13 protein-coding genes, 2 tRNA genes and 1 pseudogene are annotated in these 11,156 nt (G+C 39.5%); 4 read left to right on the forward strand and 12 right to left on the reverse strand.

Going from position 1 to position 11,156, the window contains the following annotated elements; all coding sequences use genetic code 11:
* Nucleotides 1-224 (forward strand): annotated as a pseudogene (locus T529_RS13540) (hypothetical protein); the annotation flags it as partial.
* 225 nt (nt 225-449) lie between these two features.
* Nucleotides 450-971 carry a TetR/AcrR family transcriptional regulator gene (locus T529_RS0110645; protein ID WP_051646973.1) on the forward strand — a complete coding sequence of 174 codons (522 nt, stop codon included), beginning with the start codon at nt 450-452 and terminating at the stop codon, nt 969-971.
* Here the strand turns inward: T529_RS0110645 and T529_RS0110650 are convergent.
* The 12 genes from T529_RS0110650 to T529_RS0110705 form a co-directional block, all read right to left on the reverse strand.
* On the reverse strand, nt 968-1,786 hold the full coding sequence (locus T529_RS0110650) for a metal ABC transporter permease (protein WP_033163595.1): 819 nt from the start codon (nt 1,784-1,786) through the stop codon (nt 968-970). The genes T529_RS0110645 and T529_RS0110650 overlap by 4 nt on opposite strands.
* On the reverse strand, nt 1,773-2,453 hold the full coding sequence (locus T529_RS0110655) for a metal ABC transporter ATP-binding protein (RefSeq protein ID WP_033163596.1): 681 nt from the start codon (nt 2,451-2,453) through the stop codon (nt 1,773-1,775). Before T529_RS0110655 ends, T529_RS0110650 begins: the two co-directional genes overlap by 14 nt.
* On the reverse strand, nt 2,450-3,430 hold the full coding sequence (locus tag T529_RS0110660) for a metal ABC transporter substrate-binding protein (protein WP_033163597.1): 981 nt from the start codon (nt 3,428-3,430) through the stop codon (nt 2,450-2,452). Before T529_RS0110660 ends, T529_RS0110655 begins: the two co-directional genes overlap by 4 nt.
* Nucleotides 3,423-3,833 (reverse strand): Fur family transcriptional regulator, encoded by a 411-nt coding sequence (locus tag T529_RS0110665; RefSeq protein WP_033163598.1) that lies wholly within the window; start codon nt 3,831-3,833, stop codon nt 3,423-3,425. The genes T529_RS0110660 and T529_RS0110665 overlap by 8 nt, the downstream gene beginning before the upstream one ends.
* Nucleotides 3,834-3,944: 111 nt before the next feature.
* On the reverse strand, nt 3,945-4,811 hold the full coding sequence (locus T529_RS0110670) for an alpha/beta hydrolase (RefSeq protein WP_051646974.1): 867 nt from the start codon (nt 4,809-4,811) through the stop codon (nt 3,945-3,947).
* A gap of 2 nt (nt 4,812-4,813) precedes the next feature.
* Nucleotides 4,814-5,911 carry an aldo/keto reductase gene (locus T529_RS0110675; RefSeq protein WP_033163599.1) on the reverse strand — a complete coding sequence of 366 codons (1,098 nt, stop codon included), beginning with the start codon at nt 5,909-5,911 and terminating at the stop codon, nt 4,814-4,816.
* 45 nt (nt 5,912-5,956) lie between these two features.
* Nucleotides 5,957-6,442 (reverse strand): methylated-DNA--[protein]-cysteine S-methyltransferase, encoded by a 486-nt coding sequence (locus tag T529_RS0110680; RefSeq protein WP_033163600.1) that lies wholly within the window; start codon nt 6,440-6,442, stop codon nt 5,957-5,959.
* A 1-nt stretch (nt 6,443) separates the two neighbouring features.
* Nucleotides 6,444-7,649 (reverse strand): MFS transporter, encoded by a 1,206-nt coding sequence (locus T529_RS0110685; protein ID WP_051646975.1) that lies wholly within the window; start codon nt 7,647-7,649, stop codon nt 6,444-6,446.
* Between the two features lie 143 nt (nt 7,650-7,792).
* Nucleotides 7,793-9,088 carry an O-acetylhomoserine aminocarboxypropyltransferase/cysteine synthase family protein gene (locus tag T529_RS0110690; RefSeq protein WP_033163601.1) on the reverse strand — a complete coding sequence of 432 codons (1,296 nt, stop codon included), beginning with the start codon at nt 9,086-9,088 and terminating at the stop codon, nt 7,793-7,795.
* A gap of 334 nt (nt 9,089-9,422) precedes the next feature.
* Nucleotides 9,423-9,740: an AzlD domain-containing protein gene (locus tag T529_RS0110695; protein WP_033163602.1), complete on the reverse strand. Its 318-nt coding sequence runs from the start codon at nt 9,738-9,740 to the stop codon at nt 9,423-9,425.
* Nucleotides 9,733-10,407: an AzlC family ABC transporter permease gene (locus T529_RS0110700; protein ID WP_033163603.1), complete on the reverse strand. Its 675-nt coding sequence runs from the start codon at nt 10,405-10,407 to the stop codon at nt 9,733-9,735. Before T529_RS0110700 ends, T529_RS0110695 begins: the two co-directional genes overlap by 8 nt.
* Nucleotides 10,408-10,469: 62 nt before the next feature.
* Nucleotides 10,470-10,850, reverse strand: coding sequence for a hypothetical protein (locus T529_RS0110705; RefSeq protein WP_033163604.1), 381 nt, complete (start codon nt 10,848-10,850; stop codon nt 10,470-10,472).
* Nucleotides 10,851-10,910: 60 nt separating this feature from the next.
* Between T529_RS0110705 and T529_RS0110710 the strand changes: the two genes are divergently transcribed.
* Nucleotides 10,911-10,988: transfer RNA gene (locus T529_RS0110710), tRNA-Asp, on the forward strand.
* A gap of 80 nt (nt 10,989-11,068) precedes the next feature.
* Nucleotides 11,069-11,146, forward strand: a tRNA-Asp gene (locus tag T529_RS0110715).
* Nucleotides 11,147-11,156 lie beyond the last annotated feature (10 nt).

The following is an 11,156-nucleotide window of genomic DNA, read 5'->3' on the forward strand; positions in this document are numbered from 1 at the left end:
GCCGTATGGTTAAGCATGGTTCTTCTGCACTTAGATGTGTACTGATGCGCTGCGCAGATTCCTTTGCGTTGCATAATCCTGTAGTATATGAATATAAACTGAAGAAAATGAACGAAGGGAAATTCTTTCGTGTAGCACTTTCACATGTCGCGAAAAAACTAATCAGAACGATATATACTCTTGAAAAAAATGACCTGGATTTTGATCAGAGCAAATTGAGATAAACTGTTTTTCGTCACTATAAATTTTTTTGAGGTTCCTCGAACCTCTTTTTGTGCTTCTAAGATAAACAAATCAAAATATACCCTTGACTACTGATAGTAAATCACCTCTTTATAGACACATGTCTAATCTATTATTATAATAATTGAAGTGTAACCGTTTTACATCCATCAAAAATAGATAACCATCTATTTTTAGACACTTTTCTAATATTGTCGGAGGTCGCTATGAAAATGCCTAAAAGCCAGAAATATATCATCGAAACTTTTCTTGAACTACGTAAGCATAAACCAATTGAGAAAATCAGCGTTGTTGAATTATGCAAGAAAGCCGACATCAACAAGTCCACCTTTTATGTCTACTATCATGACATTTATGATTTAAGCGAACAGCTTGAAGATGAGATGGTGGAAAATATCAAGAACTCCCTAGATGATCCTGAAAGCATTATTAAGGATCCCCAGTCCTTCACCAAGCAGCTCTTTGATGCTTTCAGTAAGGAAAATGAAAAGATTTCGATTCTCTTTGCCGATTCACGCAGTTCCCAGCTGCCCCACAAGATATTAAAGACCTTACAGGAACTTGTCTTTTCCCTGCATCCTGAATATCGCAACAACCAGGAAATCAATATTATCCTCACCTACTATATCTATGGTGCCTACTATGCCTACAATGAAAATAAAAACAATGACCACAACTATGTTGTTTCAGTCATTGCTTCATTAATTAAATGGAAAGCTGATATTTAGCCCTTTGCCTGCCTGAACAAGGCAATCAGCTTAAAGAGAATAAAGGCAACAAGATTGACGATGACAATCGATGCGCCTGAAGGTGTGGCATAGAGATAGGAAATCGATAAGCCAATCACAAAGCAGATCATGCCGACAATACTGCTGGCAATGACAACCTGCTTAAAGCTCTTATAAACCTGCATGGTTGTAAGTGTTGGGAAAATGGTCAGGGCAGATATCAACAAGGCTCCCATCATACGCATGCCAAGTACGATGGTAATCGAACATAAAATAGCGAGAATAATATTATAGAATTCGACATTCGTACCCGTGCTCTTCGCAAAGCTCTGATCAAAAGTCAAGGCAAAGATCTTGTTGTAAGAGAAAATAAACAATAAGAGTACGACGAGCGATAAGACAACTGACACTATGACATCATTTGTCGACAAGGACAAAATAGAGCCAAAGAGATAGTTATTCACATCAGTGTTAATCCCCTTTGTGACAGAAATGACCATAATGCCAATGGCAAGAGCTGAGCTTGAAAGCAGGGCAATCGCGCCATCGCCATGGAGCTTGTTGTTTTCATTGAGTTTTAAAATCAGTACCGAAGCCACAATGGCAACAGGTATCGCAAACTGTATAGGGGCAATATTGGCTACTGTCGCAATGGCGAATGCACCAAAAGAAACATGGGATAAACCATCACTGATCATCGCATTACGCCTTAAGACAAGCGAGACACCAAGAAGTGAAGCTGCTAGCGTAATCAACAGTCCAACAATAAATGCCCTTAATAAAAATGTATATTGAAACATACTAAAGAGATTCATGCATCTTCCTCCTATAGTCTTCAATCTTTCCGACAAAGATTTCCTGATCTTCAAAGGCAATAATCTTATTGCCAGCAATCGCATGCATATCAAGATCGTGGGTAATCATCAAGATTGTGATACCTTCTTCTTTATTCAAGCGATGAATGATCTTGTAGAATTCTTCACGGCTAGAAAAGTCAAGATTATTCGAAGGTTCATCAAGAATCAAGAGCTCACGTGTTGCGCTCAGTGCTCTTGAAAGAAGGACTTTCTGGCGTTGTCCGCCTGACAGGTCGGCAAAGCTTTTTTTCTTTAAATCTAGGATATCGAGAAGGGCTAATGAGTCATCAGCGAGCTTTCTTTCCTTCTTGCCATAGAAAGGACGATGGCCAAGACGATTTAGAGTGCCTGAAAGCACGATTTCTTCAACACTGGCTGGGAATGTTGCATCAATCTTTGTTTCCTGAGGCATATAGCCAATTTGTTTTGTATCAATATGATATTGGATATCACCTTGCATCGGCTTGATTAAACCAAGCAAGCCTTTGACAAGCGTGCTCTTGCCTGAACCATTGGCACCAATAATAGTTATGAAGTCCCCCTTCTCAACCGTAAAAGAGAGATCTTTGATAACTTTCTGGTGTTCATAGCCAAGCGTCAAGTGATTTACGTTTATGAGATTCATAGTAATGCTTCCTTTAATACTTTTATATTTCTTTTTGTCAGTGAAACATAAGTTTCATGATTATTGTAATCTTTGGCTGAAACATTATGCATCGTATAGAATGTTCTGACCTTTGCCCCTGTTTCAGAGGCAATCGTTTTAGCTACATTTTGATTCGAGAGTTCAATCGCAAAGACAATCTTGACATCATGCTTTCTGACATAATCAATCAGATAGCTTAAGGTCTTGGCACTTGGTTCACTCTGTTCCGAGCATCCAGCAAAAGCCGCACGGTAATCAAGTCCATACTCCTTCACAAAGTAAAGCAGTGGGAAGCGATCGCCAAAGACAAGCTGTTTTGTCTTTGACTGATCAACGATTGTTTTGATTTCCTGTTCAAGTTGAGCAACTTGTTTGATGTAGGCATTTGTATTGGCTTTTAATGTTGCCTGGTGTTTTGGATCGATTTCTATAAGGGCGTTGGAAAGTTTTTTGAGGATGATCTGTTCATTGGCGAGCGAAGTCCAGACATGTTCATCATATTCTACTTCCTCTTCCTTTTCACCTTCATGATCATGATCGTGCTCTTCTTCATCATCATGGTGATGATCTTCATCCTTTTCTTCCTCCATTCCTTCTACTTCTTCCTCTTCACGCTTTTCTACTAAGTCCATCAGTTTAATGACTTTGCCATGTTTCTTGTCCGTTAAAATTTCATTGACCCATGTATCCGAGTCACCACCCGTATAGACAAACATATCGGCATTCTGGACCTTGATGATATCTTCTGGTGAAGGTTCATAGGAATGGGCATCCGTCCCTGGCTTTAAAAGCATATGAAGATCATAATCAGGATCATTCCCTATAATTGCTCTTAAAGCATCATAGCTTGGGAAGGTTGTCGTAACAACCTTGATTTTATGACTAGTTGAAGTCGTTTGCGTACTGCAGCCAACCATGAAAAGACAAAGAATGCATGCAAGTATCTTTTTAAACATGTTGCATTTCCTCCTGGCATTCTTTACACAAGCCCGTCAAAACTGAATTAGCACAATCAAGCTTAAAGCCGTGTTCTCCTAATATATGCGCATTAATGATATCCATGCATTCACAATCAAGATGAATGATCTTGCCACAACGAGAACATTGCAAGTGTAGATGATTGGCACATTTAGGTGAGGCATGCTGGTAATAGGATTGTTTGGCATTATTCGTCTTGTATTTCTTGAGCGTTCCTTCATCCGTTAATTTATCAAGGTGACGGTAGACCGTTGCCAGATTGATCTGAATACCCTGGGCTGTAAAGCTTTCATAAATACCGGCTGCGGATATACGTGAATCCTTATGCTCATCAACATAGGTTTTGATGAGATCTTTATATTTTGTATGATACTCTTTCATATTATTCCTCTTTTTGCGAATCATTTGCATTTGTTAGTGTATAGAGTTTTAGAGAAACTGTCAAGAGATTTGCGAATCATTCGCAAATAAAAAATGATAACCCGAAGATTATCATTTCTTGATTGTGGCAATAATCTGATCTGCCATATCATTTAAATAACGTTCATTAAACAAGTGATCCGCATCTTCATAGCTGATCAGTCTGGCATGCTTATACTCCTCTACTGCTTCAGCTGAATATTGGATGGGGACCAAGGTATCACTGCCACCATGAAAGATCAAGACAGTCTTATCAAAAGACTTTACATCATCATAGATTTTAATACTCCTGGCATCCTCAACATATTTCCTTCCTACATCAGCATTTAAAAAATGATAAGTCTTACCCTCTTTAGGCACTGGGACAAAGCGAAAAAGACGAGGAATATTGAAGGCTGGAGCTGCTAGAAAGAGTCCTTGGATATCTTCCCTCTTCGCCCCAACTAAGCTGGCAACAAGGCCACCTTGAGAATGTCCGCCTAGATAAATACGATCATTATCCACAAAATCTAAATGGCGCATAGTCTCAATGACGGCTTCCAAGTCTTCTTCTTCAGTCTTGATGCTCATATCCACCATTTTGCCATCACTCTTATTTGTCGGTGCACCACCGCGAAAATCAAAACAGAAAGCAGCAATGCCATTAGCCATGCATTTTCTCGCAATGGGAATAAGATCTGTGTAATGTCCACCAAAACCATGACATAGTATCAATAGCGGCAAGGTGCCTTGCGGACTTGCTGGAATAAAGGCCTGACCATAAATATGTTCATTCCTGATATTGACATAGACGTCTTTCATTTCGTCATGTTCTCTTTTTTGGGGATTCTTGACAATAACTGGCAGTTTTTCTTTTTCTGGCTGATGATAATAATCATAGCCATAAAAGCCTGCAAGAATAACAAGGGCGGTGAGAATTAAGAGAAAAAACTTTTTCATTGTTAGCTAAAAGCTTTCTGTGTGCGTTTTAGCTGCTCAATGATAGCTATATGCTGCGGGCAGGCAGCTTCACACTGACCACAGGCAATACAGTCTTCTGGCCCTGTTTCTTTTGTGACACGCTGATAGCGTTTGATGGCACTCTCTTTGTTGCCAAAAAGAATATTGCGGTTCATCGCCTCAAAGATTTCAGGTATGGGCATATGAACTGGACATCCTGGCGTACAATAATGACAAGCCGTGCAAGGAATCTGGTCAAGAGAAGCCATAATATCCTGTACTTGATGGATAACTTCTTGTTCCTGTGCAGTCAAAGGGACAAAGTCACGCATATAAGAAATATTATCATCCATCTGTTCTTGATTGCTCATGCCTGATAATACGACAATCACATTCTCCAAAGAAGCCACATAGCGAATCGCCCAGGATGCAACGGACATATCAGGTTCAGCCTTCTTCAAGACATCAGCTACACTAGGAGCAGGCGTAGCTAAAGTCCCACCTTTAATAGGTTCCATGACAATGACTTTTTTATGATGCTTTACACATACTTCATAATTGCGTCTTGAACTCACTGCCGGATTTTCCCAATCGGCATAGTTAAGCTGCAATTGCACAAAATCTACTTCAGGATGTTCATTTAAGAGCTGATCTAAGAGTTCAGGCTGATCATGATAAGAAAAGCCAATATGCTTTATAAGCCCTTGTGCTTTCTTTTCTTTAATGAAGTCCCATAAATGCCAGTCGTTATAGAAATGCAGATTATCTTCCTTAACCGCATGTAATAAATAATAATCAATATATCCACAGCCCAGTCTCTCTAAAGAAACTTCAAATTCTTTTTTTGCACTTTCTTCATCATGACAGCCCATCCAGCCATTCAGCTTTGTGGCAATCTGATAGCTTTCTCGTGGATAACGGTCGACCAAGCAAGTTTTAGCAGCTTTTTCACTGGCGCCATCACCATAGACATAGGCTGTATCAAAGTAGGTAAAGCCTGCTGCCATAAAATCATCAACCATGTGCTTGACCTGTTCCAAATCAATGCTGCCATCAGCACATTGAGGCAAACGCATTAAACCAAATCCTAATTTCTTCATACAATAACCTCCATATCTCTATTATAAGTGATTAAGAAAAAAGAATCATGACTTTTCATGATTCAATAAGGCCTTTTTATTCTTGAGTCCACCCCGATAGCCTGTGAGCTTGCCATTTGTCCCAATGACACGATGGCAGCCGATTATAATGGCAATCCTGTTTGAACCAACAGCCTGCCCGACAGCCTGCGCACTCATCGAAGCTATGCCTCTTTGCGAGGCTATTTTCCTGGCAATGTCCTTATAGGTCACCGTCTTACCATAAGGAATGCTTTTGAGAATTTCATAGACTTCTTTTTGAAAGGCAGTGGCATGTTCTTGTTTAATAGGTGGATATTCTGTTTCTATATGATGACTGAAGTAGGCATCCAGCCATTTACGTGTTTTTTGAAAGACTTCAAGATCTTCGTTTGTTTGATTTTCTAAAGCCTGATCAGAAGTGAAAGAGAGGGCTGTAAGATATTGACCATCACTTTCCATTATTAAATCATCAAAAGGATCAGGTGTTTGATAATAAGTATAGTATTGCATATTAACGATAGCTCTTATGTCGATTTAGAAATAATGCAGCTATGGCAATACATACTAAGATCATGATTATCACAAAAGCTATTTGATAACTCTTAAAGAAATCATAAATATAGCCAATAGCTGACAATGAGATTGCCGCACCCGTATTAGAGATAAAATTGATAGGTGGATAGATTGTATCATAAAGCTCATCCTTAAAGAAATAATGTGTCAGCAATGGTCCACCCACAGCCCCCACACTATAGCATGCCCCAAACATCAAAGCACCAACAACCATCATGAAAGGCACTCTGACAAAAAGCAAAAGAGATAAACCTGTTAACGTGATCAGCATCATACAAAGTGCACTCTTCAAGGCACCAAAAGCATCAGTCAGCAATCCGATGACAACCTTAAAGACAATATTGCCAATCATGCTTGCTGAAAGCATCAGGCCGCCAATTGTACCAAGATTTATTGTCTGGGCATAGCCAGGGAAATGCTGTGCCAAGCTCGTTGTGAAGGCTATTGCCAATATAGCTATGAATAAGGCAATAAAAGTAGGATTAGAAAAATGAAAATGCTGTTTTTCATAAGTGACAGTTTTATTAGCCTTTTTCATTGTTGTTCCACCATAGGGCTTCTTGCCTTCTTCATAGGGATCGAGTTTAAAAGGCAAAAGAATGCCAGGTAGACAGAGTACTAGAATAATGATTCCCGCAGCTAAGTATCCCATTTGCCAGCTTGTGGCCCTGATGACACGACTTAATACCGCTGATCCAATGGCGCCCGCTAAGCCGCTTGAGGCAAAGACAATTGAAATAGCCGTGCCATGGGACTTTTCAAACCAGTTGTTGATGATCATCGAAAGTGGCACTAGAGAAAACATCGAAGTCGTAATACCACGAATAGCCCCAAGAAGATAAAATGCAGGTAAACTATGAACATAGCCCATAGCTATTGTTGCCAGCACTGCTAGGCCAACGGAAAGAGTAAGTAGCAGTTTGTAGGGAAACTTCTTCATAAGTGCTGGAATCACAAAGGCAGCTAGGCCAGTAAAAAATGTGAAAATCGTCATATGAAAAGCAAAAGAACCACGCATAATGCCTAAGTCATCTGCCACAACACCATAGAACACCCCTGAGGAATTAATCGATATGCCTAATGAGCTAGCCGCCAGCCCACAACACGCCCCCATAATCAGCCAAGGTTTAATATCTTTCATCATCGTAACCTCCTTTTTCATTATAATAAACAATTTCTGAAATCGTTACCAATGCTTATAAAGCAAGATTACTATAGACAAAAGGCATAATTCTAGTGTTTTCCAAAATCAGAAAAAAAGAACTGGTTGCCCAGTTCTCAAGTGTATTATTTAACTGCATCAAATGCCTGTGATAAGTCACCAACAATATCATCAATATGTTCAGTACCAATAGAAAGTCTGATAGAGTTTCTATAAATACCAACTGAATTTAATTCTTCATCATTCATTTCAGCATGTGTTGTTGTAGCTGGATGGATGACAAGAGATTTCACATCAGCAACATTGGCAAGTAATGAGAAGAGTTCAAGATGATCAATGAAATCTTTTGCCTTTCTTTCATCACCCTTGATTTCAAATGTGAAGATTGATCCACCACCATTAGGGAAATATTTCTTATATAGGCGCTGTTGTTCTGGATCATCGGATACTGATGGATGATGTACTTTTTCTACCTGTGGATGGTTATTGAGGAATTCAACAACCTTTAATGTATTTTCAACCTGTCTTTCAACACGTAATGATAATGTTTCAAGACCCTGTAAGAAGATGAATGAATGGAATGGTGATAATGTAGCACCTTCATCTCTTAAAAGAATAGCACGAATTCTTGTAACATAAGCAGCTGCACCAACATCTTTTGCGAAGCTTACACCATGATATGATGGGTTTGGTTCAACAAGCTGTGGGAACTTGTCAGCATGAGCAGCCCAGTCAAACTTACCTGCATCGACAATAACACCACCAATTGTTGTACCATGGCCACCAATGAACTTAGTAGCTGAATGCACAACAACATCTGCACCATATTCAATTGGTCTTACTAAGTATGGTGTACCGAACGTATTATCGATGACAAGTGGCAAGCCATGCTTATGTGCGATATTAGCAATTGCTTCAATATCAACTGTATCTGAATTTGGATTACCCAGTGTTTCAATAAAGACAAGCTTTGTATTATCCTGGATGGCATCTTCGAAATTCTGTGGATTAAGCGCATCAACGAATGTTGTTTCAACACCATCTTCTCTTAGTGTATGAGCGAATAAGTTATATGTACCACCATAGATATTCTTAGCGGCAACAACATGATCACCGGCAAAGGCTAAGTTCTTAACGGCATAAGTCACAGCAGCAGCACCGGATGCAACAGCTAATGCAGCAACCCCACCTTCTAAAGCGGCAATTCTCTTTTCAAAGACATCAGTAGTTGGGTTTGTCAAACGACCATAGATATTACCAGCATCCTGCAAGGCAAATCTTGCCTGGGCATGATCTGAATTCTTAAAGACGAATGATGAAGTCTGGTAAATAGGCACTGCTCTTGAATCAGTAACTGGATCAGCTTCTTCCTGACCTACGTGTAATGCTAATGTTTCGAAATGATATTTTCTATTTGACATAATTATTGTTTCTCCTTGTTTATTATCTATATTGTATCTTCTTTTTATTCAGGTTACAACATATGTCGCATGACGACTATGTCGGTTCTCTCCCGACACATTCGTGCTAAGGAGAGGATTACATGGTATGAAATTGTCATTGTTTTTCCTCCCGACTACTTCTCTTGAAGTGACTATACTATAACTTTGAAAACCCATAAAGTCAATAGGTTTTAGATATTTTTGTTTACCAATATCGTAAATATTAGTATATTTTTTGTTTATTTCATAATTATAATTTGTGTATTTTGAGTTCTATAGGATTATCCTATAAAAGATTGCACAAAAAAGCATCCTACAAGATGTGTAGAATGCCCATATAGAGAATTGTGCCAAGAATGATGGAAAGTGTCGTATTATGATGAAGCTTATAGCTTATAGCAGTCACAAGACCGGCTATCAGGGCAGGAAGACTTTTTACTGGCGTTGTAAAAAACGCATCCTTGAAGCAATAGACAACCAGAACGCTCATAACGACTAATGGCAAGTCAGCAATCAGCTTTTCAAGATAGTCAGGCATGTGCTCTATCTTGTTGACAAGAAAATAAGGCGTTGCTCTAAGGATGAAGGTGAGAAGTGCACAAAGTATGATAATGATAATGATCTTATTCATCTTTCATCCTCCAATCATAAATCACCAGCAAAAGTGTTGAAACAAGTAAGCTCGGCAGCATGAACTGCCCACCGCCAAGAAGACCAAGAAGGACAATTGCGACAACAGCTGACATGATTGTAGGAAAGTGCTTGTCATGGCTTTCCCACTGATCAATGACAATGGTGATAAACATTGCTGTCATACAGAATTCCACACCCTTTAATTGTAAAGGCAGAATGGTCCCAATCGTTGCCCCAAGCAGAGTGCCAACAAGCCAGCTTGTCTGCGAAAAGAGAGCGACATAGTACATCATATCAACTTGTTTCTCTTGCTCTGAGTCAGAGATTTTTAGGTCAATTCCATAAGTTTCATCTGTAAATGAATGGATCAGGTAAAGATAATGCCTGCTTGTCTTAAAAAGCTTCGCAAATGTTGGCCCATAGAAAAAGAGTCTCGCATTCATGAAAAGTGCGGTTATTAATATTGTCATGATTGGCGTTGAAGCTGTTATCAGGCCAACGAGGACATACTGAAAAGCCCCAGTATATATAAGTAGGCTTGCAAGAATACTGTAATACCAGGCAAGATGAGCCTGTTGCATCATGAGGCCATAAGCCAGAGACATAAAGAGATAGCTCAACATGACAGGCATGGCAAGCTTGAAAGCACGTTTCTTGATATCCATATGATCACCTACCTATAATATCTATTATCATATCATTTTAGTAGGTATTATGGAAGATGCTATTATCTTGGTCGTGGAGCGATATAAGGTACTCCCTGCTTAAAGAGCTTATGATCATAATCACCACCATGGAAGGCATTGTTGTGATAGCGAATATGTTTGTCCTTATAGGTCATATGCTGGTAGATGTAATCACAAAGTCCTTCAACATCATCAATGACAAGAGATTCCATTTCATAGTCATCATAATAGAAGATGGATGTCTTGGTATATTTGAAAGGATCCCTGACCCAGTAGATGAGCTCAGCATATTCAGTTGTGAATCCTACCTGAACATAGTTCTTGCTTTCTTCTATTGTTGCAAGAAGCATGTTCGCAAAGACATTCTTTTCAAATCTTTTACGCGGCTTGAGTTGCAGCCATATTTTTTCAACTAATCGCATATTTTTCTCACTTTCTTATTGACTCATGTGCAATACTTTGGTATATTCTTATTCGTACCTGGTCTGGTAGTTCAGCTGGTTTAGAATGCCGCCCTGTCACGGCGGAGGTCGCGGGTTCGAGCCCCGTCCAGACCGCCAGTTACAAATATCCTTCGGTGAAAGCCGGAGGTTTTTTATTGACTTCATATCTCATAACTGATATATTACTATTCGTAGCTGGTCTGGTAGTTCAGCTGGTTTAGAATGCCGCCCTGTCACGGCGGAGGTCGCGGGTTCGAGCCCCGTCCAGACCGCCAGTTACAAATA

It is taken from the genome of Sharpea azabuensis DSM 18934 (assembly GCF_000702165.1).
Classification (GTDB): domain Bacteria; phylum Bacillota_I; class Bacilli_A; order Erysipelotrichales; family Coprobacillaceae; genus Sharpea; species Sharpea azabuensis.

Bases quoted from the DNA above. Each gene is read 5' to 3' on its own strand.
- T529_RS0110645 (WP_051646973.1), top strand. From the start codon at position 450: ATGAAAATGCCTAAAAGCCAGAAATATATCATCGAAACTTTTCTTGAA.
- T529_RS0110650 (WP_033163595.1), bottom strand. From the start codon at position 1,786: ATGAATCTCTTTAGTATGTTTCAATATACATTTTTATTAAGGGCATTT.
- T529_RS0110655 (WP_033163596.1), bottom strand. From the start codon at position 2,453: ATGAATCTCATAAACGTAAATCACTTGACGCTTGGCTATGAACACCAG.
- T529_RS0110660 (WP_033163597.1), bottom strand. From the start codon at position 3,430: ATGTTTAAAAAGATACTTGCATGCATTCTTTGTCTTTTCATGGTTGGC.
- T529_RS0110665 (WP_033163598.1), bottom strand. From the start codon at position 3,833: ATGAAAGAGTATCATACAAAATATAAAGATCTCATCAAAACCTATGTT.
- T529_RS0110670 (WP_051646974.1), bottom strand. From the start codon at position 4,811: ATGAAAAAGTTTTTTCTCTTAATTCTCACCGCCCTTGTTATTCTTGCA.
- T529_RS0110675 (WP_033163599.1), bottom strand. From the start codon at position 5,911: ATGAAGAAATTAGGATTTGGTTTAATGCGTTTGCCTCAATGTGCTGAT.
- T529_RS0110680 (WP_033163600.1), bottom strand. From the start codon at position 6,442: ATGCAATACTATACTTATTATCAAACACCTGATCCTTTTGATGATTTA.
- T529_RS0110685 (WP_051646975.1), bottom strand. From the start codon at position 7,649: ATGATGAAAGATATTAAACCTTGGCTGATTATGGGGGCGTGTTGTGGG.
- T529_RS0110690 (WP_033163601.1), bottom strand. From the start codon at position 9,088: ATGTCAAATAGAAAATATCATTTCGAAACATTAGCATTACACGTAGGT.
- T529_RS0110695 (WP_033163602.1), bottom strand. From the start codon at position 9,740: ATGAATAAGATCATTATCATTATCATACTTTGTGCACTTCTCACCTTC.
- T529_RS0110700 (WP_033163603.1), bottom strand. From the start codon at position 10,407: ATGGATATCAAGAAACGTGCTTTCAAGCTTGCCATGCCTGTCATGTTG.
- T529_RS0110705 (WP_033163604.1), bottom strand. From the start codon at position 10,850: ATGCGATTAGTTGAAAAAATATGGCTGCAACTCAAGCCGCGTAAAAGA.